The organism is Agromyces selenitireducens (genome assembly GCF_052748465.2).
In genome coordinates this window covers 3446557-3473556 of the sequence record NZ_CM188259.1, presented here as the reverse complement: position 1 = coordinate 3473556, position 27000 = coordinate 3446557, and the positions used below count along the sequence as shown (strand labels likewise).

Genomic DNA, 27000 nt, shown 5'->3' with positions numbered 1-27000 from the left:
GAAGCATGACCGCCGAGACCCCCGACCGCGCCGCCGACCCCGCACCCACCGTGCCGGGGGTCGGCGGCGCCGTCGATGCACGCGACGCGGCGATGAGCGAACTGCTCGGCATCCGCTCGAGCATCGACAACATCGACGCGGCCCTCATCCACCTGCTCGCGGAGCGCTTCAAGTTCACGCAGCAGGTCGGGCGCCTGAAGGCCCGGCACGGGCTGCCGCCCAGCGATCCCGACCGCGAGAAGCGGCAGATCGCCAGGCTCCGGGCGCTCGCGGAGGACGCGCACCTCGACCCGGCGTTCGCCGAGAAGTGGTTCAACTTCGTCGTCGCCGAGGTCATCCAGCACCACGAGGAACTCGCGGGCAACGGCGGGTCGAGCGAACTGTGAGCTGGTACCCGACCCCCGTCCCGCCGCAGGCGGGCCGTGCCGTGCTGGTCACGGGCGCGAACGCGGGGCTCGGGTTCTTCACGTCGGCGCGGCTCGCCGCGGCGGGCGCGCACGTGATCCTCTCGGGTCGCAGCCCCGAGCGACTCGCCGCGGCCGTCGCCGCGATCCGCGGACGGATCCCCGCGGCATCCGTCGACACGCTCGTCATCGACACGTCGTCGCTCGACTCGGTGCGCGCGGGCGTCGACCGCCTCCTCGACCGGGCGCCCCTCGACACGATCGTGCTGAACGCGGGGATCGTGCACACGCCCGCCACCCGCCTCGAGAGCGTCGACGGCCACGAGCTCGTGCTCGCGACCAACGTGCTCGGGCACTTCGCGCTCCTGGCCGGCACCGTGCCCCACCTCGCACCGGGCGCGCGCGTGATCACCATCGGCTCCCTGTCGACGCGGCTGTCGACGTTCCGCACCGACGACCTCCAGCTGCGACGCTCCTACGACCCGTGGCGCGCCTACGCGCAGTCGAAGATCGCGGCAGCGTCCATCGCGTTCGAGCTCGACCGTCGTCTTCGGCGTGCGGCGACGGATGCCGCGGAGGCGGTCGGTGCCGCATCCGTGACGCCGCGCGTGCACAGCCTGCTCGCGCACCCCGGCTACTCGATCTCGGGACGGACGCCTCGGGTGCCGGGCGTGAACGAGCCCACGCGCCTCGACCGGTTCGCCGACGCGCTGCAGGCGCCGATCGCACAGGGCAAGCACCGCGGCGCCGATGTGATCGTGCACGCGGCCGCCTCCGACGACGTCGAGGGCGGTCAGTTCTGGGGCCCGCGCTACGAGGTCAAGGGGCCGCCGTCGCTCGGCACCCCGACCCGCACCACGCGCGATCCCGGGATCGGCGCGCGGGTGTGGGACTTCGCCGAGGACACCGTGGGGGCACGGCTCGACGTCGATCGGGCGGGGCGATGATGCGCGGCGCGCTCGGCCGCTGGTGGTCGACGCCGCGCACCCGGCTGCGGGTCGCGCGCGTGCTCGTCGTCGCGGGCATCCTGTTCGTCCTCGTGGCGTTCGCGACCACCCGGTGGGGGTTGGTGTTCGTCGGGATCCTGCTCATCGGCTTCGGGGCGGCGGCGGGTCCGGCGCGAATCCGTCGCGAGCGCCAGCGTGGGGGCACGGACGGCGCGGGGCCGCCGCGATGATCAGCCGAGACCTCGCCCTGCAGCTGCGCGACGCCGGGCTCGCCTGGCATCCCGAGTCGGGCGACCGCTTCCAGCTCGACCTGCCGAGCAACGTGGAGGCCGATGTCGAAGCCGACACGTTCACGGTGTCCGAGATGACGATCGAGACCCGCCGCTACCCCACGGGCACCATCCTCGCCTTCAACGGCACCACCGAGTGGGCGCTCGACTCGGTCGCGCTCGCCGACGCGGTGTGGCTGCCGCGCGAGGACCAGCTGCGCGAGCTGCTCCGCGCCACCTTCCGCGGCCTGCACCGCCTGCCGGACGCCTACGAGGTCGAGATCGAACTCGGCGGCCGGTCGCGCCGCTTCGAGCACCCCGACCCGGCCGAGGCGTACGGCCTGGCGCTGCTCGCGCTCATCGAGCGCACCCGCTGAGCGCATGCCTTCGACGCCCCGCTGAGGTGCGCCGAGACCGGCGGCGAGTGTCCATCCGATGCCGGTGCGGACGCATCCGGGCGGCATTTCGTGGACACTCGCCGACCGCGTCGGATCAGGCCGACTGCAGCGCCTTCGACTTGAGCGCCTCGTACTCGGCGGCGTTGATCGCGCCGCTGTCGAGGAGGCGCTTGGCCGACTCGATCTCGGCGGCCGCCGACTGCTGCCCGCCCGCGACCGTCCGGATGTACTCCGCCTGCTGCGCGTTCATCGACTGCGCGCGCTCCATGTTGCGCTGGGCCATGCTCTTGCCCCGGGCGATGAGGTAGATGAAGGCCGCGAGGAACGGCAGGAACACGAGGAAGAGCACCCACAGGGCCTTGGCCCAGCCGCTGAGGCTCGGGTCGCGGAAGATGTCGACGAACACCGTGATGAAGATCCAGATGCAGGAGACGATGACGTAGAACCAGAAGAGCCAGACGAAGAAGTCCCAGATGTTCACGAGGGCAACCTTTCCCCTGCGGGGATGACCATCACGCCCGCATCGGTTCGACGCTAACCACGCGTCGACACCGGGCATGGGCCTTAAGGCACGTGGCCTCCTTCGGGCTGCGTAGGCTCGGGTCATGGCTGCAACGGATGCCACGGAGGCGGTCGCACGGGCGCGCGACGCCATCGACCGGGCCGTGCGCGAGCTCGCCGCGGCATCCGCCCGCACCGAAACCCTCGCCGAGTACGTTCCCGAGCGCCGGGTGCTCGGAGTGCCGCGCGCGCCGCGCGCGCCGCGCATGATCGTCATCGGCGACGTGTGGCGGCTGGGCGTGCTGCTGCTCGACCCTGTGGGACGGCTGTACGCGACGGGACGCGTGGTGCGGGCCGAACGTCCGGCGCGGAAGAGCATCATCGCCGAGTCGGTCGCCGAGCACCGCGCCTTCCGGGCGGCCGCGGTCAAGGGCGGCATCCCGGAGGGCGCCACTGTCGTCTTCGACGCCCGGCCGATCGAGCTCGACGCCGCCGCGCTCGCGGAGGCCGCGGCATCCGCCACCGCACCCGTCGTGCTCGCGACCGGCGCCGACGGTGCGCCGCAGGTCGCCGTGCGGTGGGACCCCGCGCACGTCGACGCGGTCATTCCGTTCGAGTCGTACCTCGCCGAGCGCGTCGAGTTGCTCGCCCGTCCGCCGCAGGGTGCCTGAGGTGGCCGCGGTCGTCACGGAGCGCGGCACCTGGCCGCCGGGACTGCCGTACCTGCGGATGGGGTCGGGTCGACCGCTGCTGTTCATCCCGGGACTCACCGCCGACCACCGCGTGCCCGAGGGGGCCGACCTGACCTTCCAGACGCGGCCGATCCTCCCGCTCACGCGATCCCGCGAGGTGTGGTGGGTGAATCGGCGGGCCGGGCTGCCCGCCGCGGTCTCGATGGCCGGGATCGCAGCCGACTACGCCGAGGTCATCCGTTCGCGGCTCACCGCGCCCATCGACGTGTTCGGCACGTCGACCGGTGCGAGCGTCGCGCTCGCACTCGCCGTCGACCAGCCCGAGCTGATTCGCAGGCTCGTCGTGAACGGCGCCCACCGGCTCGGGGACGGCGGACGCCGGACCCAGCAGGTCATGGCGCGGGAGCTGCGGGCTGGACGGCCGCGGCGCGCGGCCGCCGCGGAGTTCGCGGCTGTGGCCTCCGGGTCGGTCTCGGGCGGCCTGATGTCGGCGATGGGGTGGCTTACCGGGCGCACGGTGTACGGAGGGGACCGATCCGACCTGCTCGCGGTGATCGACGCCGAGGACGCGTTCGACGTCGGCGAGCGCCTCGGCCGGATCACCGCTCCCACGCTCGTCATCGGCGGCGCGCGGGACCGGTTCTACGGTGCCGACCTCTTCCGCGAGACCGCCGAGCGGATCCCGGACTCGCGCCTCATCCTGTATCCGGACCGCGGCCACATGGTCATGCGCGGATCGTTCTTCAGGGACGTCCTGGAGTTCCTCGCCTGAGATCGCCGAGCGTCGCGATCGCCGCGCGCCGCAGCGCGTCGAGCCGGTCGTGGTCGACCGGTTCACCCGCGAGCGCACGGCTGAGCTCGCTGCCCTGCAGGGCGCCGAGGAAGAGCTCGGCGCGGAGGGCGGCGTCCGCGGCATCCGTGCCCGTCGCCGCCGAGACGAGCGGCACGACCGCCGCCGCGAGCCGGTCGGTGAGCTGCCCCGTGAAGCGGGCGCCGAGACCGGGGTTCGCGGTCGCGTCGCCGATCACGTAGCGCTGGATGCGCAGGCAGCGATCGTCGAACAGCACGTGCTGGAACGCACCGGCGGCGCGGTCGAGTCGCTCGATCGCCGGGCCGTCGGCCGCGAGGGCCGCGTCGAACGGGGCGATCACGCGGGCGAGCTCGATGCCGAACGCCGCCTCGACGAGGCCCTCGCGACCCCCGAAGAAGCGGTAGATCGTCTGCTTCGACGCGCCCGCCTCGCGGGCGACGTCGTCGATCGAGGCCTCGCCGAAGCCGTGCCGGAGGAACACCTCGAGCGCGGCTTCGGCGATGGCCTGCTTCCGGGCCTCACCGCGCGACGGCGATCCCTTCACGATCGATGACCTCCAGGAACGTGCTCGGCTCCGGCCGCACGCGGTGGTCCTCGCTGTGGTGGACCCAGACGACGCGGCCGTCGGCGTCGGTGATGACGGCGGTGGGTACCACCGTATCCCCGTCGTCGTCCAGGGCGCGGTCGGCGACCGCCAGGGCGCGCCCGCCGCGCTGGGTCAGGTCGAGCAGTTCGGCCGCGCGCCCGTCGCGATCGACGTAGAACGCCATCGGCACGTCGAATCGGTCGGCGAGTTCGGCGGTGTCCTCCGCGGACTGCGGGCTGACGAACACGATCGAGACCCCACGGCGCTCGAGCTCGCGGTACTGCTCGGCGATGCTGCGCACCTGGGCCATGCAGAACGGGCACCAGTTGCCGCGGATGAACAGGATGACGTGGGGGCGGTGCGTGAACACCTCGCTCGAGACCTCCTCGCCGTCGGGCGTGGTGAGCGGGAACTCCGGCAGCGGCTCGCCGACCGCGATGGTCTCGGCGGGGCGGTGCTGGCGCGTGAACCAGAGGTCGTACCCGAGCCAGGCGGCGAGCGGCACGGCGGCGACGACGCCGGCGAGGACGTCGGCCGTGAGGACGACGGCGCCGATCAGCGCGAGGGCGCCGGCGGCCGGGACGGCCACGCGCTCGACGTGCCCGCCGGTCGCGCCGCGGGCCATGAGCAGGGCGAAGTAGGCGAGGTGGATGATGCCCGGCACGGCGGCGAGGAACCATCCCGGATCACTCGAGGCGAGGGCGACGGCGACCACGACCGAGGCGAGGGCGAGCACGCCCGTCGACTCGATGTAGACGCGGCGGAGATGAGCGGTCATGGTGGGGTCCGATCTCGAAGTGTACGTGAACGTACACTTTTAACGGCCACCGCCCGCCGATATTCCCATCGGTCCATCCCGATGCGTCGCGGTGATCAGAAGCCGAACGCGGTGACCGCCGGCAGCCCGCCGTCGCGCCAGCCCTCGAGCGCGAAGCGCTCGTGGTGCACCATCCGTTCGGGCAGTGCGTCGAGCGCGAACCACTCGAGCGCGCTCGCCCTGTCCGCCTCCTGCAGCGACGGGACGCCCCGCCACGATCGCGTCACGAAGAACACGTCGAGCCGCTGGTCGATCGGCAGCCCGGTCGGCGCCGTGCGGTGCATCGCGGTGATCGCCCCGAGGTCGCGCTCGTCGACCTCGACGCCGATCTCCTCGAGCGTCTCGCGCACTGCGCCCGCCATGAGCGTCTCACCCGGGTCGACATGCCCGGCAGCGGATGCCGCCCACCAGCCGTCGTAGTACCCCGTGCCCTCGCGCATCTGCAGGAGCACGCGGTCGCCGTCGACGAGGAAGACGTACGCGGCCGGGATGAGCGCGAACGTGCCGTGCGCTGCGGCGTACTCGGCGGGATACGTCTGTCGTTCGTGATCGTCGTCCTGATGCGGCTCGCCGTCGCCGTGCCCGGGCTCCAGGTAGGCGGCGAGGTTCACGAGCGACGACGTCAGCCCCTCGGCGTGGTCGCGGGCACGGATGCCGCTCGGCACGTCGCGCGCCTCGAACTCCACGATCGTGCCGTCCTCGGTGCCGCGCAGCCTCCAGGTCATCCGCATCGTGCCACGGAACGCGGGGTCGTCGGACTCGAAGTCGACCAGCTGTTCGACCAGCTCGCCGCGGACGACGCGTGCGACCCGGACCTCGGAGACATCCGAACCGGCGTCGGTCTTGCCCGGCGAGTCCGACGCGTCGTCGTAGGTCAGCACCAGGCGATACGAACCGCCGTCGCGGAGGTCGAACCGCTCGAACCGAGCGTGCATCCCCTGCGGCGGCAGCCAGTCCACCAGCGCGTCGCGATCGGTGAGCGCCGCGAACACGGCCTCCCGATCGGCGTGGATCAACAGGCTCGCCAGGTCCGTCCTGCTCATGACCGCGACCCTATCGGGTGCCGCCGGTCGGCCGGTCTGCTACCCTCATCGACCGTGTCATGCATGACGTTCGCGATGATCATCCGGCCCCGCACCGCCTGAGGCGGAGCGACCGGACCATCTGACCACTGCTCCGCCTCGGCCCGCACCCAGGGCCGCGGTGCGGTTCGCCGCACCCGGCTGACGATCCCAGCCAGCGGAGCACTCCATGCGACCATCACGACCCCACCGATCCTCCCCGCGCCACGGCGGCCGGCACGAGCTCGGGCAGAACTTCCTCGTCGACCGCGACGTCATCGACCGGATGACCTCGCTCACCGCCGCGACCCGCGGCCCGATCGTGGAACTCGGCGCCGGCGGCGGCGCGCTCACCCGTGAGCTCGCACGCCTCGGCAGACCGCTCACCGCGGTCGAGCTCGACGCCCGCCGCGCTGCGGCGCTGCGGCGCGAGCTCCGGGGCGCGGCGAGCGTCGTGCAGGCCGACGTACTGCGCTGGCCGCTGCCGCGCGAACCGCACGCGATCGTGGGCAACGTGCCGTTCCACCTGACCACGGCGATCCTCCGGAGGGTGCTGGACGCCCACTGGTGGGGGAGCGCCGTCCTGCTCACCCAGTGGGAGGTCGCCCGCCGCCGCTGCGGGGTCGGCGGCGCGAGCATGCTGACCGTCCAGTCCGCACCGTGGTACCGGTTCACGCTCGACCGCCGCGTCCCGGCGCGGGCCTTCCGGCCGGTGCCGTCCGTCGACGGCGGAGTGTTCCGCATCGAGCGGCGGCCCGACCCGCTCGTGCCGACGGCCGAGCGTCGTGCGTACCGGCGATGGGTCGGCGACGTCTTCCAGGGGCGCGGGCGCGGGCTCGTGCAGGTGCTCGCGCGCACGGGCCGGCCGATCGCGGGCGGCCAGGCCCGTCGGGTCCTCCGCGACCGCGGCATCGACCCGGGAACCCCGCCGAGCCGGCTCACGACCGAGGACTGGGTCGAGCTGTGGCGGCTCGCCCGCGACCGGGCATGAACGACGACGCCGGCCGCGACCCCCCGAGCGAGGGTGCGGCCGGCGCGAAGTTCGGTCGGGACCCGGCGGTCAGTATCCGACGACAGGACCGAACGCGTCGGCGAGCGGCGCGCGGTTCACGCCGCGGAGCTCGTCGATCGGCACCGTGAAGGCGTCCTGCACCTCGAGCGAACCCGACGCGGCATCCGTCACCCCGATGCGGCGGACCGGCACGCCGCGGCCGTCGCACAGGCCGCGGAAGCGCACGTCGTCCTCGCGGGGCACCGTCACGATCACGCGCGACGCCGACTCGGAGAAGAGCGCGGTCGCGAGGTCGATGCCGGCGTCCTCGGTCACCTCGCCGAGGAACACCCGGGCGCCCACGCCGAAGCGCGACACGGCCTCGGCGAGCGCGACCGCGAGGCCGCCGTCCGAGAGGTCGTGCGCCGAGTCGATCAAGCCCTCGAGCGCCGCCGCGGCGAGCAGGTCGGCGAGCTGCTTCTCGCGGCCCAGGTCGACCGTCGGCGGGAGGCCGCCGAGGTGGTCGTGCACGACGCCCGCCCACGCGGAGCCGTCGAGCTCGGCGTACGTGTCGCCGAGCAGGTAGATGTTGTGGCCGTCGTCCTGCCAGCCCGACGGGATGCGGCGGGCGACGTCGTCGATCACGCCGAGCACCGCGACGACCGGGGTCGGGTGGATCGGCACGTCGCCGGTCTGGTTGTAGAAGCTGACGTTGCCGCCGGTGACGGGGATGCCCAGTTCGAGGCATCCGTCGGCGAGGCCCTCGACGGCCTGCGCGAACTGCCACATGACCTCCGGGTTCTCGGGGGAGCCGAAGTTCAGGCAGTCGGAGATGCCCATGGGCCTCGCGCCGGTCACGGCGACGTTGCGGTACGCCTCGGCGAGCGCGAGCTGCGCGCCGCGGCGCGGGTCGAGCTGGCAGTAGCGGCCGTTCGCGTCGGTCGCGACGGCCACGCCGAGGCCCGACTCCTCGTCGACGCGGATCATGCCCGCGTCATCCGGCGCCGCGAGCGCGGTGTTGCCGAGCACGTAGTGGTCGTACTGGTTCGTGATCCACGCGGCATCCGCCTGGTTCGCCGAACCCACCAGCTGCAGGAACTGCGCGCGGAGCTCGTCGCCGGCGTCGTCGGCGGGCCGTGGGAGCGAGGCGGCGGTGTCGGCCTGGAGCGCCTCGAGGTACGACGGGTACCGCATCGGGCGCTCGTACACCGGCCCGTCGACGGCGACCGTGCGCGGGTCGACGTTGACGATCTCCTGGCCGCGCCACGTGATGCTGAGGCGCCCGGTGTCGGTGACCTCGCCGAGCACGCTCGTCTCGACGTCCCACTTCTGGACGACCTCCATGAAGCCGGCGAGTTTCTCGGGGCGCACGATCGCCATCATGCGCTCCTGGCTCTCCGACATCAGGATCTCCTCCGGAGTGAGCGACGGATCGCGCAGCAGCACGTCGTCGAGCACGATCGACATGCCGCCGTCGCCGTTCGCCGCGAGCTCGCTCGTCGCGCACGAGATGCCGGCCGCGCCGAGGTCCTGGATGCCCTCGACGAGGTCGCCCTTGAAGAGCTCGAGGCAGCACTCGATGAGCACCTTCTCGGCGAACGGGTCGCCGACCTGCACCGCGGGGCGCTTGGTGGGGCCGCCCTCGGCGAACGTGTCGGACGCGAGGATCGACGTGCCGCCGATGCCGTCGCCGCCCGTGCGCGCGCCGAACAGCACGACCTTGTTGCCCACGCCCTTCGCGTTCGCGAGGTGCAGGTCTTCATGGCGCAGCACGCCCACGGCCAGCGCGTTCACGAGCGGGTTCTTCTGGTACACCGGGTCGAACCAGGTCTCGCCCCCGATGTTCGGCAGGCCGAGGCAGTTGCCGTAGAAGCTGATGCCCGACACGACGCCGTGCACGACGCGCGCCGTGTCCGGGTCGTCGATCGCGCCGAACCGCAACGCATCCATGACCGCGACCGGGCGCGCGCCCATCGAGATGATGTCGCGCACGATGCCGCCGACTCCGGTCGCGGCGCCCTGGAACGGCTCGATGAAGCTCGGGTGGTTGTGCGACTCGATCTTGAAGGTGACCGCCCAGCCCTCGCCGATGTCGAGCACGCCCGCGTTCTCGCCGATGCCCACCATGAGGTGCTGCTTCATCTCGGGCGTGACCTTCTGGCCGAACTGTCGCAGGTGCACCTTGCTCGACTTGTACGAGGCGTGCTCGCTCCACATGACCGAGTACATCGCGAGCTCGGCGCTCGTCGGGCGCCGGCCGAGGATGTTGCGGATGCGCTCGTACTCGTCGGGCTTCACGCCCAGCGCGGCGTACGGCTGCTCCTTCATGGGGGTCGCGGCGGCGACCTCGACGGTGTCGAGCTGCGCGGTGCGCGGCGCCTCGATGATCTCGGCCGCGGCCGGGTCGCCCGGCTCCGCGGTCGTGCTGGCAGCGTTGGGCGAGGTCTCAGTGGTCACGGGTGGCGAGCTCCAGAAGGTGGCGGCGAGCGGATGCCGCGGGGCGGATGCCGGACCCGGCAAGTCTACCGGCCGTGCTCACGTGAGCATCGCGGCTGTCTCACGCCGCCCCCGGTGCAGAATTCAGGAGCTGCGCGCCGACATGCTTCGAGCACACGGCGATTTCCGCGCGCGATCCAGCGCATCTCGCCGTGCGCTCTTGAATTCTGCACGCGGCTTTCGGGCGGGTCGCGCCGAACGCTCCTGAATTCTGCGCGGGCCGCTACTCGGCGCGGGAGAAGGCGGCCGCGCGCTCGACCTGGTCGCGAGTCAGGGCGACGCCCGTGTAGCGCTCGAACTGGCGCGCGGCCTGCAGCGCGACCACCTCGGCTCCGGTGATGACGGGCGTGCCGGAGGCGCGCGCGGCCCGGATGAGCGGGGTCTCGGCGGGGAACGCCACCACGTCGAAGACCGTCGAGGCGTGCTCGATGAACGGCTCGTCGAACGCGAGCGCAGCGGCATCCGCCCCCTGCATGCCGAGCGGCGTGACGTTGACGATGACGTCGAAGGATGCCTCGGGCTCGTCGTCCTGCCACACGTAGCCGTACTTCGCGGCGAGCGCCGGCCCGGACTCCGCGTTGCGCGCCAGCACGGTGAGGTCGTCGAAGCCCGCGCCGCGGAACGCCGCGACGACCGCCTTCGCCATGCCGCCGGAGCCGCGCACCACGACGCGCGCCGCCGGGTCGAGCCGGTGCTCGGCGATGAGCTGCGCGACCGCCTCGTAGTCGGTGTTGGATGCCGAGAGCCGCCCGCCGTCGTTCACGATCGTGTTGACGGACTCGATGGCCGCCGCCGACTCCTCGAGGGCGTCGACGAGGAGGATCACGTCCTCCTTGAACGGCATCGACACCGAGCAGCCGCGGAAGCCGAGCGCGCGCATGCCACGGATCGCGCCCTCGAGGTCGTTCGTCGTGAGCGCCTTGTACATGAAGTTCAGACCGAGCTCGTCGTAGAGGAAGTTGTGGAACCTCGTGCCGAGGTTGGACGGGCGGCCGGAGAGCGAGATGCAGACCTGCATGTCCTTGTTCAGGATGGGCATGCGCCTATTCTCCCGTGGCCGGGGCGGCGCGGACGGGTGTCCACCACGCCGTTGAGAATGCAGGTGACACGTGTCATCATGGCCGGGAGCGGCCAACGGGGGTCGCCCGTACTGTGACGGAGCAGACATGCAGGCAAGAATGAGAGCGCTCTCACGCGGAGGCGGCGCCGCCGTCGTCGCCGCGGCGCTGTTGGTGCCCCTCGGCGCGACCGCCTCGGCCGCGGCCGAGGGCACCACGACCGTGATCACCGACTTCGAGGGCGGCGCGCCCTCGGGATTCTTCAGCTACGGGGCCGCCGGCTTCGGCATCGTCGACGTGGCCGAGGGCAGCGCCGACGCCAAGCCCGACCAGGTCGGCGCGACGAAGGTCCTCTCCTACGGCTGGGACGTCACCGCCGCCGGCTCCTTCGGCGGCGTCGGCGAGACCTTCGCGGCGACGCGCGACGTGAGCGCCTACGACGGCGTGAGCTTCTGGATGAACGGCTCCGGCAACGGCAGCACGCTGCAGTTCGAGCTCTTCGACGGCGGGGCCAACCCCGACGTCTCCGAGCGCTTCGACACGACGATCGTCGACGACGTCGATGGTTGGCGCCAGGTGACGCTGCCCTGGTCGTCGTTCAGCCGCGCCACCGACTTCCAGCCCGACGGCGCCCCGAACGACGGGTTCGGGAAGGCCGCGATCTGGGGCTACGCGCTCCCGGCCGTCAACGGTGCGAACACCGTCCTCGTCGACGACATCGCCGTCTACTCGGGCATCGAGGTCCCCCCGGCGGTCTCGTTCGCGAACTCGACCGCGAGCCTCATCGAGGGCGACACCGGCTCGATCGAGGTGCGGCTCGACCGCGCGCTCGAGACGCCCGTCACGGTCTCGCTCCAGGCGACGGATGACACGGCAGTGGCGGGCGACGACTACGTCGACCCGAGCACGACCGTCGAGTTCGCCGCGGGCGAGACCAGTCGCACCGTCGAGCTCGCGACCGTCGCCGACGAGGTCGAGGAACCGACCGAGACGTTCGTGCTCACGCTGTCCGACGCGTCCGGCGCCGACCTCGGCTCGCCGTCGAGCCTGACGGTCACGATCCTCGACGACGACGGCGAGGTCGTGGGTCCGCCCGACGGCCGCACGCTGATCGTCGACGACCACGAGGCCCCGCTCGTGCAGGGCGACGCCGGCGGCATCCCCGTCGGGTGGTTCGGTGCGCAGGACCCGAACAGCTCGGTCGCCTTCGAGCGCACGGATGCCCCGCCCGCACCGGTTCCCGGCGCGCCGGACGGCAACGACGTGCTGCAGGCCGACTTCAGCGTGACGAGCTTCGGCGTCGTCGTGCGCAACTTCACGAACGAGACCGCCGACGCGTGGACGACGCAGGACTGGTCGACGTACGAGGGCATCGGCTTCTGGATGTACGGCAACGGCTCCGGCACCGACCTGTTCCTCGACCTGCTCGACAACCGCAACCCCGGCTCGACCGTCGACGACGCCGAGCGCTTCGTGGTCTCGTACACCGACGACTGGCGCGGCTGGAAGTTCCTGACGTTCGACTTCGCCGACTTCTCGCGCAAGAACATCGGCAACAACGCCCCGAACGACGGGCTCACCCTCACCGAGATGCACGGCTACGCGTTCGGGTCGCTCCGCACGACGACGCCGCAGACGTTCCTCTACGACGACGTGCTGCTCTACGGCGAGGCCGAGCCGCCCGCACTGTCGGTCGGGTTCGACCGCGCCGGCTACGAGGTCACGGAGGGCGACACGCTCACGGGTGTCATCCGCCTGAACCGCATCGCCGACGAGGACGTGACGGTCGACTACGAGTCGCTCGCGATCGAGGCGCGCACCGCGACCGAGGACCTCTCGGCCACCGCCGACCGCGACTTCACGCCGGTCAGCGGAACTGTCACGATCCCGGCAGGCGAGCGCGAGGCGACCATCGAGCTGCCGACGCTGCAGGACGGCAAGTACGAGGTCGACGAGACCTTCGTCGTGCGCCTGTCCGACCCGGTCGGCGCCGAGTTCGGCTTCGTGCGCACCGCGACGGTCAGCATCCAGGACGACGACGTCGCCGACCCGACGCTGGTCGACGACTTCGAGTCGACGCCGTGGCTGTTCGGGACGACCGGCAAGTCGGCGCTCACGACCCGCGAGATCGCCGCCGACTCCGGCGACGGCTACGAGGGGCAGGACGCGTACGAGAACGTCGCCGACTTCGCCTTCACGGGTCGGTCGACGCTCGGCCGCGGATTCGCGGGCGGGCAGGACTGGTCCGGCGCCGAGGGGCTGAGCTTCTGGGTGAACGGCACCGGGAAGGCCACGCCCGTCACCGTCGAGATCCAGGACGACCCGGCGCCCGACGCCGGCCCCGACACCTGGGAGCTCGCGTGGAGCGACGAGTTCGACGGACCCGCCGGCGCGCCGGCGAACCCGGAGAACTGGACGTACGAGACCGGCGGCTGGGGCTGGGGCAACGACGAGCTGCAGTACTACACCGACAGCACCGACAACGCGGCGCTCGACGGCGAGGGCAACCTCGTCATCACGGCCCGCGAGATCGACCCGGCCACGACCGACCTCGAGTGCTGGTACGGCCCGTGCGAGTACACGTCGGCGCGCCTGATCACCGAGCAGAAGCAGGAGTTCGAGTACGGCCGCATCGAGTCGCGCGTGCAGGTGCCCGAGGGCTCGGGCATCTGGCCGGCGGTGTGGTCGCTCGGCACCGACTTCCGCGAGGTCGGCTGGCCGCAGACCGGTGAGATCGACGTCATGGAGTTCGTCGGCCGTCTGCCGAACGAGATCTTCGGCACCATCCACGGCCCCGGCTACTCGGGCGGGCAGTCGTACGGCGGCATCTACGACTTCGGGGCTCCCGTGCCCGGCGACTGGCACGAGTTCGCGGTCGAGTGGACCCCGGAGGAGATCGTCTGGTCGGTCGACGGCATCGTCTACCACCAAGCCGACCCGGCGGATGTCGCGCCGAACGAGTGGGTGTTCGACCACCCGTTCTCGCTGCTGACCAACGTCGCGATCGGCGGCAACTTCGGCGGCGCCCTCGGCGACGACCTCGAGTTCCCGCAGTCGCTCACGGTCGACTACGTCCGCGTCTACCAGGCGCCGGACACGGCCGAGCGGTTCACCGCGAGCACCGTGGTCCGCGGCACCGGCTGGCAGCAGGTCACCATCCCGTTCGACGAGTTCGAACGGGCCGACGAGCAGCCCGAGGGTGCGCCCGACGACGGCCTCACGCTGACCGACGTGCAGGGGTACTCCCTGACGTTCGCCGGCAAGGGCAGCGTGTCGATCGACCGGGTCACGGTCGACTGACCGTCGGCCCCCTAGCCCGACGAACGAGGGCGGGGCGGATGCCGCAGCATCCGCCCCGCCCTTCGTCGTGCCGGTCGCCGGTTTCAGGCGTGCCCGACCCCGAAGTTCCAGGGAGCAAGGATGATCGTCTGGTCCGGGTTCCTCCACCAATCGCGGACGGCGACGGAATAGGCGTTGTCGACGTCGAACCCGGGGTTGCGTTCACCGATCGGGTCGCCGGTCTCCACGCGGAGACCGGCGAAGTCCCCTCCGGACGGCTGGCCGAGTTCCGCAGCGAGCGCCTCGCTGTCGTCGCCCGGGCGGAACCCGCCGACGGTGCGGACGGTGACCCCGTCTCCGATGACGGGTGCCGTGGCCCAGACCATGACGTTCATGTCGATGAGGATCACGGTGGGGACGTCCGGATGCCACTGGTCCTCATGATCGTCCCTGACCTCGAGCCCGTCCCAGAGGTACTGCGTGGATGGAGGGGTGTGCCCGCTCGCGTCGATCCCGGTCTGTTCCGGCGCGACGCCGAGCACGGTCTCGAGGGTGCCGATGAACTCGCTCACCTCGGCGTCGTACGAAAGGCTCGTGACGAGCGCACCATCGGCGTCGCGCAGGTCGAGTTGCTCGGGTCGGACCACGATCTCCGTGACCGTGGTCAGCGGGTCGACCGGCGGGGCCGTCTCGATCCCGAAGGGTGTGGGCGTGGCGGTCGGAGACGGCGCCGCCGCGGCGGTCGGGTCGGGCTGCGACTGCGCTGCCGGCTCCTCGTCGTCGCCGATCATGCCCGCGGCGATCGCCGCTCCGGCTCCGAGGCCGAGGGTAAGCAGGATCGCAGTGCTCGTGATGATCGCCCGGTTGCGAGCCCGTCTGCGGGCCGGGGCGGGGTCGCGGGACGCCTCCTCGAGGACGTTCTGCTTCATGGTGACGAGCATGCGGGTCAGGTCGTCTCCGGTGGGGGGTTCAGTTCTCATCGACGGTCACCGCCTTCCTCAGTCGTGCACGGTTCCTGGACACGCGTTGCTTGACCGCGCCGACGCTCAGCCCGAGCGTTTCGGCGACCTCCTGGTAGGGCCGGCCCTCGACGAGGCACAGCTCGCAGATCTGCCGGTCGACGGGGTCGAGCCGTTCGATCTCGTCCATGACCCAGCGCAGCTCCTCGCGGGCCTGGTCGGCGCGTTCGGAGCCGCCGCCGAGGCCGGCGCGGTGCGCCCGGTCGGACTCGGCGAGGCTGTCGGCGCGGTTCCTGGCCTGCTTGCGGTTGGCGTTGAACGCCAGGTAGCGGCAGGTGACCAGAAGCCACGGCAGCATCGAGGTCTCGGCGATAGTGATCGTCGACGCCTTCCGCCACGCGGTGAGGAAGGTGTCCTGCACGACCTCCTCGACATCCATCCGGGTCGGGGCGAGCGCCCACGCGTACCTGGTCACCGCGGCGGCGTGGCGGTCGAAGATCATCGCCAGCGCCTGCTGATCGCCGTCGGCGAGCCGCGCGAGCAGCTCCGCGTCGGTGGTTCCGATGTGCTCCACGTGCACCTCCCTCATCCAAGCAATGTCGGCAGCCCCGAGAAGGTGACACGCAGACGGAGAAATCCTTCCGGCAGGACGTTTCTCAGGAGTTATCCGGCGGGTCGCGCCGGCGCGCAGCGTGTCGTCCTGAGCACCGCGCCGGATGACGCCGCGGCTCCTGAAAGAGGAAAGGGGAGAGGGTCAGTCGCGGCCGCCGGGCGGGCCGATGATGAGGAGGATCGTGAAGACCGCGGCGATGCCGAGCACCGAGAGGATCGTGAGCAGCAGCGGGCGCGCGAGGAACCAGCGCAGCATCCGGTTGATGACGTTGCCGTCGGCGGGGTGGTCGGTCGCCTCGCGGCGCCATCCGCCCTCGAGCCGGTCGTGGCGCAGCAGCCACATCTCGAAGGGGATCGTCGCGTACGGCACGATCGCGGTGATGACGCCGAGCGCCATGAGCCCCAGCGACCAGCGCTGGTTCACGCCGACGAGCACGGCGGTGAACGCGTAGGCGAGGAACACGAACCCGTGGATCGATCCGCCGACGAGCACGGCCCAGTCGAGGCCGAGCGTCGCGCGCATGATGAGCGCGGTGATGAGGATGGTCCAGGTGATCGCCTCGGCGAATGCGAGGAGGCGGAACAGCCGCTTCGGCGTGAGGCCTGGTGCGACGGAGGTGACGGTCGTGGTCGTGGCGGGCGCGGGAAGGATGGGGGAGTCGGGTGAGCTCACCGCTCCATCCTGCTATGCCCGGCCGGGCGCTCGCATCGAACGAACGGCTGAACGGATGCCGCGGCCCCCGACATCGGACGACTCGTCGGCGCCGTCCTCGTCGTCGCCGTCCTAGTCGTCGCCGTCGTCCTTCTCGTCGTCCTTCTCGTCGTCCTTCTTCTCGTCATCCTTCTTCTCGTCATCCTTCTTCGCGTCCTCCTGCTGCTTCTGCTGCTCCTCCTGCTCGCGACGCTCCTGCTCCGCGCGCTCGGCCACGAGCTCGTCGAGCTGCTCCTGCAGCGCCGCCTGCTCCTCCTCGAGGCGCTGACGCTCGGCGGCGTCCTCCGCCTCGTCGATCGCCATCTGCAGGTCCTGCCGGACGAGCTCCATCGCGAGCAGGATCGAGTCGAGCCGCTCACCGTCGATCCGGCCGTCGGCCTGCGCCTCGTCGACCTCGGCAGTCATGGCGTCGAGCGCCGCGAGCGCGCCGGCCCAGTCGCCCGCGGCGCTGGCCGTGCTCACGGTCACGACGTGCTCGCGCAGGCCCGCGGCCGTCGTGGCGTCGTACGTCGGTTCGGCCGCGCAGGAGGACAGGGTGAGCAGGGAGATGAGCGCGGTCGCCAACGCGATCGGGGCCGAGCGGGATCGTCGGGGTCGCATCGCCCGAAACGCTACCCGACGAGGCGCAGACGTCCACCGGGTTGACGGCATCCCGCTGAAGCGCCGCGCGCCGGGTAGGGTGTGGCCGGTGGACGATGACCAGGTGCGCGAGCTCGTCGAGTCGAAGCTCGCGACCATACCCGACTTCCCCGAGCCCGGCGTGCTGTTCCGCGACCTCTCGCCCGTCTTCGCCGACGGCCCCGCGTTCCACGCGCTCGCCGAGGCGCTGACCGCGCCGTTCGCGGGCCGGTTCGACGACCTCGCCGGGGTCGAGGCGCGTGGGTTCCTGCTCGCCGGCGCCGCGTCGGCGCTGTGCGGTGCGGGTGTCCTGCCGGTTCGCAAGGCCGGCAAGCTGCCCCGCGCCGTCATCCGCGAGGAGTACGCGCTCGAGTACGGCACGGCCGCGCTCGAGGTGCACGAGCGCGAGTTGGCGCCCGGCTCCCGCGTGCTCATCGTCGACGACGTCCTCGCGACCGGCGGCACCGTGGGGGCCACGGCGCGCCTCATCGAGCGCGCGGGCTGGCGGGTCGCGGGCATCTCGGTGGCGATCGAGCTCAACGCGCTCGGCGCCCGCACGGCGCTCGGCGACCGATACGAGATCCACAGCGTGCTGCAGTACTGAGCACCGCCGACGGATGCCGCGCCGCGGGCCCGTACGCGAGGTGTGCGTTGGCTGACAACCCCGTGGCATCCGTTCGTCACGGGGGTAGCGTCGCCCTATGGCAGCCGAACCGGACTTCAGCGACCTCCGCGCGATCTTCATCAACTGCACGCTCAAGCGCTCGCCCGAGACCAGCAACACGCAGGGGCTCATGGATGCGAGCATCAGGCTCATGCGCGACCACGGCGTCTCGGTCGAGGCGATCCGGTTCGTCGACCACGACGTCGCGACCGGCGTCCACCCCGACATGCGCGAGTACGGCTGGCAGTACGACGCGTGGCCCGAGGAGATCTGGCCGAAGGTGAAGGCCGCCGACATCCTCGTGATGGGTGGTCCGATCTGGCTCGGCGACAACTCGTCGGTCACGAAGCGCCTCATCGAGCGGCTCTACGCGATGAGCGGCGAGAGGAACGCCAAGGGGCAGTACGTCTTCTACGGCAAGGTCGGCGGCGCGATCATCACGGGCAACGAGGACGGCATCAAGCACTGCGCCATGGACATCCTCTACAGCCTGCAGCACATCGGCTACACGATCCCGCCGAACGCCGACGCGGGGTGGATCGGCGAGGCCGGCCCCGGTCCGAGCTACCTCGACGAGGGCTCCGGCGGGCCCGAGAACGACTTCACGAACCGCAACACCACGTTCATGACGTACAACCTCATGCACCTGGCAAGGATCCTGAAGGACGCCGACGGCATCCCCGCGATCGGCAACCTGCGCGACGAGTGGGAATCGGGACAGCACTACGGATTCGTGCCGACGCCGGACCACCCGAACCCCGAGTACCGCTGAGGTCGTCGCATCGATCGGGGCCGCTGGCCGCACGCCGGACACGGTGCCATACTGCGGACATGACGCGGCACGATCCAGCGGTCGACGCGTGGTTCGACCGCTACGACAATCCGCAGCGCGACCTCGTGATGGCGGTTCGCGACGCCGTGCTCGACGCCGACGACCGCGTGACCGAGGCGATCAAGTGGCAGGCGCCGACGTTCATGTACCGCGGCAACATCGCGTCGTTCTATCCCAAGGCCACCAAGCACGTGAGCCTCATGTTCCACCGCGGCGCCGAGCTCCCGGACCCGGCCGGGCTGCTGGAGGGCGAGGGCGACGTCTCGCGCGTGGCGAAGTTCGCCGACGCCGACGACCTGGAACGCAAGCGCCACGCGCTGCAGGACGTCGTCAGGGCGTGGGTCGCGGCCCGCGACGCCGGCTGAGGCGCCGCCCCTCAGCGGCCGGCGCCTTCTCCATGACGAGGCCGCGAGGCGGCCGGGGGCTCAGGCGGGGGAGTCGCGCCGGACCGCCCGGTCGAGCGTGCTCCGCACCTCCGCCTCGAGCTCGGCGAACCGTGCGCGCTCGACGTCGTCGTAGTCTTCGCGCAGCACCGTCGCCGTGAGCCGCTCGAGCTGGCTGCGCAGCAGCGAGACGCGTTCGCGGTCAGCGGTGCGCCAGGCGACATCCCCGATGACTCCGTAGAGCCGCGCGACCACGTCCGGGTCGCCGGCGCCGTAGCGCCGCGGCTGCTCCAGGGCGGTCTCGACCAGGTCGGCGAAGTCCGTGCGGCACGGCACCAGGCGGTCGCGTCCGCCCGATCCGACGATGGTCGCCGGTTCGGGCGGCAGCTCTGCGAGGTCGGCGAGCACGGCGGCGAGGTGGCTGAGCGCGTGGACGGCGGTGGTGGGGTCGTTGACGCCGGGGGAGAGGGCCTTCGTGGCGATGTCGGCCATCTGGCGCACGCCGTAGCCGATGTCCTGCCGGGGCGTCCGCTCGTAGGAGATCGAGATCGCGCCGCGGATGCGGGCGTCGACGGCGTCGACCTCGGCGCGGGTGCCGACTTGGGAGGACGCCTCGGCAGCCCACCACGATGCGATCGGAGTTCCGGCGATCACGCTCGAGCCGACCGCGCGGTGCTCGCGCACGACGAGGTCGCGCTCCTCCGCGAGGTCGATGAGCCTGCCCCGTTCGATCGAGGTGATGAACCCTGAGCGGTGGGCCACCACGTCGCGCTCGACGCGGTCGGCGGGCGCCACCGCGGGCTCGTCCCGGCCCTCGTGGCGGTCGGCGGCCAGCAGGTCGATGGTCTGCGACACCTCATCGTGCACGTCGCGAAGCATCGTCTCCACGCGCAGGATGCGCGCGAGGTGCCCGAGGAAGAGCGTGAGCACGAACATGCTGACGATGGTCAGCAGCACGGCGAAGGTGACCGAGATCCGCGGCACGGCGACGGTCCCGCCGGCGTCGGACACCGTGCGGAGCACGACGAGCGCGAAGGCGAAGGTGCCGAGGAAGGTCGCGAGCGTCCAGTGCACGAAGGCGTCGGCGGCGAACATCCGCAGCAGCCGGGGCGACGCCTGGCTGCTCGCGAGCTGCAGCGCGACGACCGTGAGCGAGAAGATGAGCGAGGTCGCGGTGATCAGCGACCCGCTGATCGTCGTGAGCACCGCGCGTGCCGCGTCGACTCCGCCGCTGAAGACCCAGGCGGCCACAGTCGGGGACAGCTGCTCGTCGAGCGCCTGGTCGAGTTGGGGCAGGAGGACGCCGAGCACGACGCCGACGACGAGCGCCGCGGCCGGGATCGGCCACAGCCGGGATGCGACGGCCTCGGAGAGCGATGAGAGCTTCCGCCGGGCGCCGTTGGATTGTTCGGACATGCCACCTCCCATTCGGCAGCCTACGCTGGGGGGCGACCGGAGGGAGTCCGCCCATGCCCGACATCTCCACTTGGGAGCCTGCCGCGGTGTTCGCCGTCGTGCTCGTCGCGGTCGCGGCATCCGTCTTCGTGGTCTCGGCGATCGCGTCGCTGATCGTGCGCGCCGTCGCGAGGCGACGCGACTGGGCCACCATCCTGATCCGCCGGGCGCGGTGGCCGTTCCGTACGGTGCTGCTCGTGGTCGGCCTCGCGATCGCGATCGCGGTCGCGTTCCCCGACGAACCGTGGCGCCCCGCCGTCGACCATGCGATGCTCATCGCACTGATCGCGGCCGGCGCGTGGCTGGCGGCACAGGTGATCCTGTTCCTCGCCGACGTCGGCGAGCGCCGGTATGACGTGGGCGTCGCCGACAACCGGGTGGCGCGCCGCGTGCACACCCAGCTGCAGGTCGTACGACGACTCGTCGTGGTGGTGGTCGTGCTCGTCGCCATCGGTGCGATCCTGCTGACCTTCGACGGCGTGCGGGCGGTCGGCGCGAGCCTGCTCGCATCGGCCGGCATCGCGTCGATCGTCGCGGGCCTCGCCGCGCAGTCGGTGCTCGCGAACGTGTTCGCGGGCGTGCAGCTGGCGTTCTCCGAGGCGATCCGCGTCGACGACGTGGTGGTCGTCGAGGGGGAGTGGGGTCGCATCCGCGAGATCACGCTCACGTACGTGGTCGTCATGACGTGGGACGAGCGCACCGTCGTGCTGCCGTGCACGTACTTCACGACCAAGCCGTTCCAGAACTGGACGAAGTACGGCAGTGCGGTGATCGGCGCGGTCGAGCTCGACGTCGACTGGCGCGTGTCGACCGACGCGATGCGCGAGGAGCTCGACCGGTTGCTCGCAGGAACCGACCTGTGGGACGGGCGCACGAAGGTGCTGCAGGTCACGGACGCGACCGGCGGCCTCGTGCGGGTGCGCGTGCTCGTGAGCGCGGAGGACTCCGCGGCCCTGTGGGACCTGCGCTGCCTCGTCCGCGAGGAACTCGTCGAATGGGTGCGCGAGCTCGGCCGCGACGCGTTGCCCCGCCAGCGCGTGCTCATCGGCGATCCCGCCGATGAGGCGGCGGTCGAGGGGCGAGCGGATGCCGCGGCCGAGCCCCGGCCGCCGTCCGGATCCGCACCGCGCGAGCGGGCCGGACTGTTCTCGGGCAGCGATGAGGGCGAGCAGCGCGCCTCGGAGTTCACGGCGGCGATCCCCGTGGTCGAGGCGGACGAGCCGGACGACGTGGGATCCCGCCGTTGAGCACGGTGGTCGCGGGCGCGGAACTGCGCAACCCTCAGTTGTTTTGAGTGATTCAAAACAACTGCTACCGTCGAGGACATGGCGACCGCGATCCAACGAGACGAGGCCGAGGCGCATCTGCGTGCCGCCGGCCTCAAGGTGACCGCGCCCCGGCTCGCCGTGCTCGAGGCCGTGACCGGCAACGGTCACCTCGACGCCGACGCCGTGCACGCGCGCGTGCTCGAGGCGCTGCCGGGCACGCCGCTGCAGTCGGTCTACAACGTGCTGGGCGCGTTGAACGAGGCCGGCCTGCTCCGGCGCATCGAGCCCGCCGGCTCCGCCGCGCTCTACGAGAGCCGCATCGGCGACAACCACCACCACGTCGTCTGCACGCGCTGCCACGCCGTCGCCGACATCGACTGCGTCGTCGGCCACGCACCGTGCCTCGTGCCGTCCGATGCGGGCGGGTTCGCCATCCACACCGCCGAGGTCACCTTCTGGGGCCTCTGCGCCGACTGCCGGCGGGAGGCCGTCGGCTAGTCCGGCGCCATCCGCTCGCCCCGGCGCCCCGCGCGCCGACCGCCCGGCCGGGCGGTGCTCGTCGTGCCCGCACGTCGTGCGCCGCCCTGGTCGCGGCATCCACCCCCGAGAAGAAGAAGGACGAATGTCTCATCCCACGACCCCGCCGCCCACCACCACGCAGACCGGGACGCCGGTCGCGAGCGACGCGCACTCGCTCACCGTCGGCGCCGACGGCGCCACGGTGCTGCACGACCGGTACCTCGTCGAGAAGCTCGCGCAGTTCAACCGGGAGCGCATCCCGGAGCGCATCGTCCACGCCAAGGGCGGCGGCGCGTTCGGCCGGTTCGAGGCGACCCACGACGTTTCGGCGTACACGCGTGCCGCCGTGTTCCAGCCCGGCACGGAGTCCGAGACCCTGCTGCGGTTCTCGTCGGTCGCCGGCGAGCAGGGCTCGCCCGACACCTGGCGCGACGTCCGCGGCTTCTCGCTGAAGTTCTACACGACCGAGGGCAACTACGACATCGTCGGCAACAACACCCCGGTGTTCTTCATCCGCGACGGCGCGAAGTTCCCCGACTTCATCCACTCGCAGAAGCGCCTGCCCGGCTCCGGCCTGCGCGACGCCGACATGCAGTGGGACTTCTGGACCCTCTCGCCCGAGTCGGCCCACCAGGTCACCTACCTCATGGGCGACCGCGGGCTGCCGAAGTCGTGGCGCGAGATGCAGGGCTACGGCTCGCACACCTACCAGTGGATCAACGCCGCAGGCGAGAAGTTCTGGGTCAAGTACCACTTCCGCTCCCGGCAGGGCGACCTGCACCTGGATGCCGCGACCGCCGAGGCCATCGCGGGCGCCGACGCCGACTTCTACCGCCGCGACCTGTACGAGGCGATCCAGCGCGGCGACTTCCCGAAGTGGGACCTGCACGTGCAGGTCATGCCCTACGCGGACGCGAAGACCTACCGGTTCAACCCGTTCGACCTCACCAAGGTGTGGCCGCACGCCGACTACCCCCTGATCCCCGTCGGCACGCTCACGCTCGACCGGAACCCGCAGAACTTCTTCGCCGAGATCGAGCAGGCCGCGTTCTCGCCGGCGAACACCGTGCCGGGCATCGCCATCAGCCCCGACAAGATGCTCATGGCGCGCGTGTTCAGCTACCCCGACGCGCAGCGCTACCGCGTGGGCACGAACTATAACCAGCTGCCGGTGAACGCGCCGCACGCGGCGCCCGTGCACAACTACTCGCAGGACGGCGCGCAGCGTCACCGGTACAACGCGCCGGACGTGCCGGTGTACGCGCCGAACTCGTTCGGCGGGCCGGTCGCCTCGCCCGAGGCTGCGGCCGAGGGCGGTTGGGAGGCCGACGGCGAGCTCGTGCGCTCGGCGTACACGCTGCGGTCGGAGGACTCCGACTTCGGCCAGGCCGGCACGCTCTACCGCGACGTGTTCACCGCCGAGGCGAAGGGGCGCTTCCTCGAGACACTCTCGGGGCAGGCGCACGCGATCACGATCGGCGACATCCGCGAACGGTTCCTCCAGTACTGGACGAACGTCGACGCCTGCCTCGGCGCGGCGCTCCGCGAGGCGTACGCGGCGGGCGTGAACGCCGAGGCACCGCAGCAGCCGGAGGCCGACGAGGAGGACGCCGCGGCATAGCCCGGTCGACGGCGTCCGGGTCGCGTGACCGCGCGGCTCGGATGCCGCCCGCCGACGGCCGCGGACGTTCGGCTGGGACCTGCGGCAAGTCACGGACGCCCGTCCCTTGAGAAGTGGAGACGGGCGTCCGTAGGCTCGCCCCAAGTCCTCGGGAAAGCCCCTTCCGGGTGGTTTCCCGGGGACTCGTGCCGCCTTCACCGGCACATCCGTCTCAAGGGGGAGAGCCTCAATGACCATCGGCCCGAAGTCACCGCACCGCCGCCGTCGCACCACCGCCATCGCCGCCGCCGCGGCGTTCGCCGTCGCCGTCCCGTTCACCGCGGGCGCGCCGGCCCTCGCCGACGCGAACTTCCCCTCCACCGAGGGTGAGACGAACATCGCGAGCATCGTCACCTACGACGACCTCATCGCCGAGCTCGAGCGGATCGAGAAGACGTCGCGCTTCGGCGTCGACGTCTTCACGCTCGCCGAGGCGGGCACCGAGGTCTCGGTCTCCGAGCAGGGCCGCGACCTCTACGTCGCGACCGTCGGCGACGGCCCCGAGCACGTGTGGCTCCAGGGGCGCATCCACGGCAACGAGCCGTACGGCACCGAGTCGCTGCTCGCGATCCTCAAGGACATGGGTACCAACGGGTCGTCCGACTGGGAGCTGCTGCGCGAGACGTACACGCTCCACGTGATCCCCATGTACAACCCGGACGGGTCGGAGCTCAACATCCGGCAGACGATCCTGCAGGACGGCTCCGGGCAGCGCATCGACCTGAACCGCGACTGGGGCGTCGGCAAGTTCGCCGCCGCCGAGTCCGAGGCGTTCTACGAGTACTGGACCATGGTCGACCCCGCGTTCGCGGTCGACGTCCACCACCAGGGCCTCAAGCGCGAGTACGGCACGGGCGACGACGTGACGCTGTCGCTCGGCATCTCGCTCGCGCCCGGCGGACCGACGCTGCCGGGCATCGAGGGCGGCGCGTACGACGTGCTGACCCGTCAGATGCACGTGCACGTGTACGACGAGCTGCAGCGCGCCGGCTACGTCAACATGGACCGCTACCAGGTCGGCGGCAGCCTCGAGATCGACATCAAGGGCGGCGTCATCTCCGCGATGATGCTCGGGCTCGACCACGACGGGCTGAACCCCGAGGGCCACAGCAACCCGGCGATCTTCTTCGAGACCAGCGGCAACACGAGCGACGGCAGCCTCGGCCAGAAGGCGCGCGGCAAGTCGATCCAGCAGAACGTGCTCGCGCTGACCGAGCTGCTGACCGGCATGGCCACCGGCGAGGTGCAGCAGGAGGACCCGGAGCGCTGGGACGAGATCCCGCACGCGCCGGTCACCGGCTACCAGACCGACGACGGGGTCATCCCGATCGGCTTCTGACCCACCGCGACAGACGGGGCGGGGCGGCGATCTGCCGCACCCGCCCCGTTCGGCGTCTCCGCCCCGAGCGGAGTTCACCCCCGGGCATCGAGCTCCCGGACGAGCCGCGCCGGGGCGGTCATCCGGTACGACGCGTCGACGAGCTCGGCGACCTCGATCCAGTCGATGTCGGGGAGCAGCGGCTCGCCGGGGCGCGCGAGGTCGAGCCCGACCCATCCGCTGGGGCCGTAGTAGCCGGGAAGGAAGAACCGTTCGCGTTCGAGCAGCGCCGCCCGGCTGTGCGGGTCGGTCAGCACGAGCACGGCGCGACGATGCGGCTCGGGATCGTGGTCGCCCTTCACCACGCCGCCGTAGACGGCGAAGACCTTCGTCGTGAAGAAGTTCGGTCGGCCGTGCGAGGTCTTCTCGTCGGCGCCGGGCATGCCGAGGCAGATCTCGCGGAGCCGGGCGAGGATCGGATCGCCCTCGTCGAACATGATCGGATGCGCCACACGCCCACGCTAGGCCCAGCCACCCGCATCGACGAGGGTCAGGCCTCGACGAGGGTGCGGCGCACGACGCTCGTGAAGAACCCGAGCCCGTCGACACCCGAGCGCATCGCGGCGGGGGTGTCGGGGCCGAAGCCCGGCTCGACGGCGTGCTCGGGGTGCGGCATGAGGCCGACGACGTTGCCGCGTTCGTTGGCGATGCCCGCGATGTCGCGGAGGGACCCGTTCGGGTTCACGCCGACGTAGCGGAAGACCACGCGACCCTCGCCCTCGAGCCGGTCGAGCGTGTCCTCCGACGCGATGAACCCGCCCTCGCCGTTCTTCAGCGGGATGGTGATCTCCTGGCCGGCCGAGAAGTCGCCGGTCCAGTCGGTCGACGTGTTCTCGACGCGGAGCACCTGGTCGCGGCAGATGAACGTGCCGTGGTCGTTGCGGATGAGCCCGCCCTCGAGCAGGTGCGCCTCGGTGAGCATCTGGAACCCGTTGCAGATGCCGAGCACGGGCAGTCCTGCGTTCGCCGCGTCGACGACCTCGGTCATGATCGGGCTGAGCGAGGCGATCGCGCCGCACCGCAGGTAGTCGCCGTAGCTGAAGCCGCCCGGGAGGATGAGCGCGTCGACGCCCTCGAGGTCGTGCGAGCCGTGCCAGAGTGCGACGGGCTCGCCGCCCGCGAGCCGCACCGCACGCTGCGCGTCGCGGTCGTCGAGCGAGCCGGGGAAGGTGATGACGCCGATGCGCATGCGGGTGCCTCCGGTGGTCTCGGGGTCGGTGGGTGGGGTCAGTGGGTCTCGCCGGCGGGCGCGTCGTAGCCGATGCCGTCGGATGCCTCGGGCGAGTCGGCGCGCTCCTCGGCGAGCTCGGCGTTCGACTGCTCGTAGTGGATGCCCACGACGTCTTCGATGACGGAGTTCGACAGCACGTTCTCGGCCAGCGCCGCGACCTCGGCCTTGACGGCCTCGTCGATGTGGCCGTCGACGGTGAGCTCGAACCGCTTGCCCACGCGGACGCCGGAGATGGACCCGTGCCCGGTGCGGGCGAGGGCGCCGGCGACGGCCTTCCCCTGGGGGTCGAGCAGTTCGGCCTTGGGCATCACGTCGACGACGATGGTGGGCACTGCGGTGCTCCGTTCGGTGGCGAGAATGTGGATGCCTCGATTCTATGCGCCGCCCGGGCGTCGGCTC

General features: G+C 71.5%; 29 protein-coding genes. 15 read left to right on the top strand and 14 right to left on the bottom strand.

The features are described 5' to 3' along the window. Positions 1-5: 5 nt before the first annotated feature. The 4 genes from ACULK4_RS16335 to ACULK4_RS16320 are packed head-to-tail and all read left to right on the top strand — an operon-like array spanning position 6 to position 1997. Positions 6-386, top strand: a complete 381-nt coding sequence (locus ACULK4_RS16335) for a chorismate mutase (protein ID WP_445963445.1) — start codon at positions 6-8, stop codon at positions 384-386. Beyond that, positions 383-1351: an SDR family NAD(P)-dependent oxidoreductase gene (locus tag ACULK4_RS16330; RefSeq protein WP_445963444.1), complete on the top strand. Its 969-nt coding sequence runs from the start codon at positions 383-385 to the stop codon at positions 1349-1351. Before ACULK4_RS16335 ends, ACULK4_RS16330 begins: the two co-directional genes overlap by 4 nt. Further along, positions 1348-1581 (top strand): hypothetical protein, encoded by a 234-nt coding sequence (locus tag ACULK4_RS16325; RefSeq protein WP_445963443.1) that lies wholly within the window; start codon positions 1348-1350, stop codon positions 1579-1581. Before ACULK4_RS16330 ends, ACULK4_RS16325 begins: the two co-directional genes overlap by 4 nt. Further along, complete coding sequence (locus tag ACULK4_RS16320) at positions 1578-1997, top strand: pilus assembly protein CpaE (protein WP_445963442.1); 420 nt, start codon at positions 1578-1580, stop codon at positions 1995-1997. Before ACULK4_RS16325 ends, ACULK4_RS16320 begins: the two co-directional genes overlap by 4 nt. Positions 1998-2112: 115 nt before the next feature. On the opposite strand, the gene ACULK4_RS16315 is transcribed toward ACULK4_RS16320, so the two are convergent. After that, on the bottom strand, positions 2113-2499 hold the full coding sequence (locus tag ACULK4_RS16315) for an SHOCT domain-containing protein (protein WP_445963441.1): 387 nt from the start codon (positions 2497-2499) through the stop codon (positions 2113-2115). Positions 2500-2623: 124 nt separating this feature from the next. On the opposite strand from ACULK4_RS16315, the gene ACULK4_RS16310 reads away from it, so the two are divergent. Together ACULK4_RS16310 and ACULK4_RS16305 are read left to right on the top strand one after the other, a co-directional pair. Further along, the gene (locus ACULK4_RS16310) at positions 2624-3190 is read left to right on the top strand and encodes a hypothetical protein (RefSeq protein WP_445963440.1); all 567 of its coding nucleotides are present in this window, start codon (positions 2624-2626) and stop codon (positions 3188-3190) included. Position 3191: 1 nt separating this feature from the next. Then, complete coding sequence (locus ACULK4_RS16305; RefSeq protein ID WP_445963439.1) at positions 3192-3983, top strand: alpha/beta fold hydrolase; 792 nt, start codon at positions 3192-3194, stop codon at positions 3981-3983. Here the strand turns inward: ACULK4_RS16305 and ACULK4_RS16300 are convergent. From ACULK4_RS16300 to ACULK4_RS16290, 3 genes are all read right to left on the bottom strand, one after another. Continuing rightward, complete coding sequence (locus tag ACULK4_RS16300; RefSeq protein WP_445963438.1) at positions 3955-4566, bottom strand: TetR/AcrR family transcriptional regulator; 612 nt, start codon at positions 4564-4566, stop codon at positions 3955-3957. The genes ACULK4_RS16305 and ACULK4_RS16300 overlap by 29 nt on opposite strands. Beyond that, the gene (locus ACULK4_RS16295; protein WP_445963437.1) at positions 4541-5386 is read right to left on the bottom strand and encodes a peroxiredoxin-like family protein; all 846 of its coding nucleotides are present in this window, start codon (positions 5384-5386) and stop codon (positions 4541-4543) included. Before ACULK4_RS16295 ends, ACULK4_RS16300 begins: the two co-directional genes overlap by 26 nt. Before the next feature lie 95 nt (positions 5387-5481). After that, a complete protein-coding gene (locus tag ACULK4_RS16290) occupies positions 5482-6468 on the bottom strand; it encodes an NUDIX domain-containing protein (protein WP_445963436.1) in 987 nt (328 codons plus the stop codon). 208 nt (positions 6469-6676) lie between these two features. Here ACULK4_RS16290 and erm point away from each other — a divergent pair, with 208 nt between their 5' ends. After that, positions 6677-7477 (top strand): 23S ribosomal RNA methyltransferase Erm, encoded by an 801-nt coding sequence (gene erm / locus ACULK4_RS16285; protein WP_445963435.1) that lies wholly within the window; start codon positions 6677-6679, stop codon positions 7475-7477. A 69-nt stretch (positions 7478-7546) separates the two neighbouring features. On the opposite strand, the gene purL is transcribed toward erm, so the two are convergent. After that, complete coding sequence (purL, locus tag ACULK4_RS16280; protein WP_445964134.1) at positions 7547-9805, bottom strand: phosphoribosylformylglycinamidine synthase subunit PurL; 2259 nt, start codon at positions 9803-9805, stop codon at positions 7547-7549. Between the two features lie 391 nt (positions 9806-10196). Beyond that, a complete protein-coding gene (locus tag ACULK4_RS16275; protein ID WP_445963434.1) occupies positions 10197-11012 on the bottom strand; it encodes a shikimate 5-dehydrogenase in 816 nt (271 codons plus the stop codon). Between the two features lie 139 nt (positions 11013-11151). Between ACULK4_RS16275 and ACULK4_RS16270 the strand changes: the two genes are divergently transcribed. Further along, positions 11152-14331: a carbohydrate binding domain-containing protein gene (locus ACULK4_RS16270; RefSeq protein WP_445963433.1), complete on the top strand. Its 3180-nt coding sequence runs from the start codon at positions 11152-11154 to the stop codon at positions 14329-14331. Between the two features lie 83 nt (positions 14332-14414). On the opposite strand, the gene ACULK4_RS16265 is transcribed toward ACULK4_RS16270, so the two are convergent. From ACULK4_RS16265 to ACULK4_RS16250, 4 genes are all read right to left on the bottom strand, one after another. Continuing rightward, positions 14415-15290 carry a hypothetical protein gene (locus tag ACULK4_RS16265; protein WP_445963432.1) on the bottom strand — a complete coding sequence of 292 codons (876 nt, stop codon included), beginning with the start codon at positions 15288-15290 and terminating at the stop codon, positions 14415-14417. Then, entirely contained in the window at positions 15280-15858 is a 579-nt protein-coding gene (locus ACULK4_RS16260) for an RNA polymerase sigma factor (protein WP_445963431.1), read from the bottom strand. Before ACULK4_RS16260 ends, ACULK4_RS16265 begins: the two co-directional genes overlap by 11 nt. 165 nt (positions 15859-16023) lie before the next feature. Then, positions 16024-16554: a DUF3817 domain-containing protein gene (locus tag ACULK4_RS16255; protein ID WP_445963430.1), complete on the bottom strand. Its 531-nt coding sequence runs from the start codon at positions 16552-16554 to the stop codon at positions 16024-16026. 111 nt (positions 16555-16665) lie between these two features. After that, complete coding sequence (locus ACULK4_RS16250; RefSeq protein WP_445963429.1) at positions 16666-17193, bottom strand: hypothetical protein; 528 nt, start codon at positions 17191-17193, stop codon at positions 16666-16668. 88 nt (positions 17194-17281) lie between these two features. On the opposite strand from ACULK4_RS16250, the gene ACULK4_RS16245 reads away from it, so the two are divergent. The 3 genes from ACULK4_RS16245 to ACULK4_RS16235 all read left to right on the top strand — a co-directional run bounded on the left by ACULK4_RS16245 (position 17282) and on the right by ACULK4_RS16235 (position 19072). After that, complete coding sequence (locus ACULK4_RS16245; protein WP_445963428.1) at positions 17282-17815, top strand: adenine phosphoribosyltransferase; 534 nt, start codon at positions 17282-17284, stop codon at positions 17813-17815. 97 nt (positions 17816-17912) lie between these two features. Then, the gene (locus tag ACULK4_RS16240; RefSeq protein ID WP_445963427.1) at positions 17913-18647 is read left to right on the top strand and encodes a flavodoxin family protein; all 735 of its coding nucleotides are present in this window, start codon (positions 17913-17915) and stop codon (positions 18645-18647) included. 59 nt (positions 18648-18706) lie between these two features. Beyond that, on the top strand, positions 18707-19072 hold the full coding sequence (locus ACULK4_RS16235; protein WP_445963426.1) for a DUF1801 domain-containing protein: 366 nt from the start codon (positions 18707-18709) through the stop codon (positions 19070-19072). Positions 19073-19132: 60 nt separating this feature from the next. On the opposite strand, the gene ACULK4_RS16230 is transcribed toward ACULK4_RS16235, so the two are convergent. Beyond that, entirely contained in the window at positions 19133-20506 is a 1374-nt protein-coding gene (locus ACULK4_RS16230; RefSeq protein ID WP_445963425.1) for a DUF2254 domain-containing protein, read from the bottom strand. A 53-nt stretch (positions 20507-20559) separates the two neighbouring features. On the opposite strand from ACULK4_RS16230, the gene ACULK4_RS16225 reads away from it, so the two are divergent. The 4 genes from ACULK4_RS16225 to ACULK4_RS16210 all read left to right on the top strand — a co-directional run bounded on the left by ACULK4_RS16225 (position 20560) and on the right by ACULK4_RS16210 (position 25331). Further along, positions 20560-21792, top strand: a complete 1233-nt coding sequence (locus ACULK4_RS16225; protein WP_445963424.1) for a mechanosensitive ion channel family protein — start codon at positions 20560-20562, stop codon at positions 21790-21792. Between the two features lie 78 nt (positions 21793-21870). Next, positions 21871-22311 carry a Fur family transcriptional regulator gene (locus tag ACULK4_RS16220; RefSeq protein WP_445963423.1) on the top strand — a complete coding sequence of 147 codons (441 nt, stop codon included), beginning with the start codon at positions 21871-21873 and terminating at the stop codon, positions 22309-22311. Between the two features lie 124 nt (positions 22312-22435). Beyond that, positions 22436-23953, top strand: a complete 1518-nt coding sequence (locus ACULK4_RS16215; RefSeq protein WP_445963422.1) for a catalase — start codon at positions 22436-22438, stop codon at positions 23951-23953. 229 nt (positions 23954-24182) lie between these two features. Beyond that, complete coding sequence (locus tag ACULK4_RS16210) at positions 24183-25331, top strand: M14 family zinc carboxypeptidase (RefSeq protein ID WP_445963421.1); 1149 nt, start codon at positions 24183-24185, stop codon at positions 25329-25331. Between the two features lie 74 nt (positions 25332-25405). Here the strand turns inward: ACULK4_RS16210 and ACULK4_RS16205 are convergent, their stop codons facing one another. Genes ACULK4_RS16205 through purS form a run of 3 tightly spaced genes read right to left on the bottom strand, consistent with a single transcriptional unit; the run spans position 25406 to position 26933 of the window. Further along, a complete protein-coding gene (locus ACULK4_RS16205; RefSeq protein ID WP_445963420.1) occupies positions 25406-25822 on the bottom strand; it encodes an MmcQ/YjbR family DNA-binding protein in 417 nt (138 codons plus the stop codon). Between the two features lie 38 nt (positions 25823-25860). Then, positions 25861-26559 carry a phosphoribosylformylglycinamidine synthase subunit PurQ gene (gene purQ / locus ACULK4_RS16200; RefSeq protein ID WP_445963419.1) on the bottom strand — a complete coding sequence of 233 codons (699 nt, stop codon included), beginning with the start codon at positions 26557-26559 and terminating at the stop codon, positions 25861-25863. Positions 26560-26597: 38 nt separating this feature from the next. Next, positions 26598-26933, bottom strand: a complete 336-nt coding sequence (gene purS / locus ACULK4_RS16195) for a phosphoribosylformylglycinamidine synthase subunit PurS (protein WP_445963418.1) — start codon at positions 26931-26933, stop codon at positions 26598-26600. Positions 26934-27000 lie beyond the last annotated feature (67 nt).

Bases quoted from the DNA above. Each gene is read 5' to 3' on its own strand.
- ACULK4_RS16335 (WP_445963445.1), top strand. From the start codon at position 6: ATGACCGCCGAGACCCCCGACCGCGCCGCCGACCCCGCACCCACCGTG.
- ACULK4_RS16325 (WP_445963443.1), top strand. From the start codon at position 1,348: ATGATGCGCGGCGCGCTCGGCCGCTGGTGGTCGACGCCGCGCACCCGG.
- ACULK4_RS16320 (WP_445963442.1), top strand. From the start codon at position 1,578: ATGATCAGCCGAGACCTCGCCCTGCAGCTGCGCGACGCCGGGCTCGCC.
- ACULK4_RS16310 (WP_445963440.1), top strand. From the start codon at position 2,624: ATGGCTGCAACGGATGCCACGGAGGCGGTCGCACGGGCGCGCGACGCC.
- ACULK4_RS16295 (WP_445963437.1), bottom strand. From the start codon at position 5,386: ATGACCGCTCATCTCCGCCGCGTCTACATCGAGTCGACGGGCGTGCTC.
- ACULK4_RS16290 (WP_445963436.1), bottom strand. From the start codon at position 6,468: ATGAGCAGGACGGACCTGGCGAGCCTGTTGATCCACGCCGATCGGGAG.
- erm (WP_445963435.1), top strand. From the start codon at position 6,677: ATGCGACCATCACGACCCCACCGATCCTCCCCGCGCCACGGCGGCCGG.
- purL (WP_445964134.1), bottom strand. From the start codon at position 9,805: ATGAAGGAGCAGCCGTACGCCGCGCTGGGCGTGAAGCCCGACGAGTAC.
- ACULK4_RS16275 (WP_445963434.1), bottom strand. From the start codon at position 11,012: ATGCCCATCCTGAACAAGGACATGCAGGTCTGCATCTCGCTCTCCGGC.
- ACULK4_RS16270 (WP_445963433.1), top strand. From the start codon at position 11,152: ATGAGAGCGCTCTCACGCGGAGGCGGCGCCGCCGTCGTCGCCGCGGCG.
- ACULK4_RS16265 (WP_445963432.1), bottom strand. From the start codon at position 15,290: ATGAGAACTGAACCCCCCACCGGAGACGACCTGACCCGCATGCTCGTC.
- ACULK4_RS16260 (WP_445963431.1), bottom strand. From the start codon at position 15,858: ATGAGGGAGGTGCACGTGGAGCACATCGGAACCACCGACGCGGAGCTG.
- ACULK4_RS16250 (WP_445963429.1), bottom strand. From the start codon at position 17,193: ATGCGACCCCGACGATCCCGCTCGGCCCCGATCGCGTTGGCGACCGCG.
- ACULK4_RS16240 (WP_445963427.1), top strand. From the start codon at position 17,913: ATGGCAGCCGAACCGGACTTCAGCGACCTCCGCGCGATCTTCATCAAC.
- ACULK4_RS16235 (WP_445963426.1), top strand. From the start codon at position 18,707: ATGACGCGGCACGATCCAGCGGTCGACGCGTGGTTCGACCGCTACGAC.
- ACULK4_RS16230 (WP_445963425.1), bottom strand. From the start codon at position 20,506: ATGTCCGAACAATCCAACGGCGCCCGGCGGAAGCTCTCATCGCTCTCC.
- ACULK4_RS16225 (WP_445963424.1), top strand. From the start codon at position 20,560: ATGCCCGACATCTCCACTTGGGAGCCTGCCGCGGTGTTCGCCGTCGTG.
- ACULK4_RS16220 (WP_445963423.1), top strand. From the start codon at position 21,871: ATGGCGACCGCGATCCAACGAGACGAGGCCGAGGCGCATCTGCGTGCC.
- ACULK4_RS16215 (WP_445963422.1), top strand. From the start codon at position 22,436: ATGTCTCATCCCACGACCCCGCCGCCCACCACCACGCAGACCGGGACG.
- ACULK4_RS16210 (WP_445963421.1), top strand. From the start codon at position 24,183: ATGACCATCGGCCCGAAGTCACCGCACCGCCGCCGTCGCACCACCGCC.
- purQ (WP_445963419.1), bottom strand. From the start codon at position 26,559: ATGCGCATCGGCGTCATCACCTTCCCCGGCTCGCTCGACGACCGCGAC.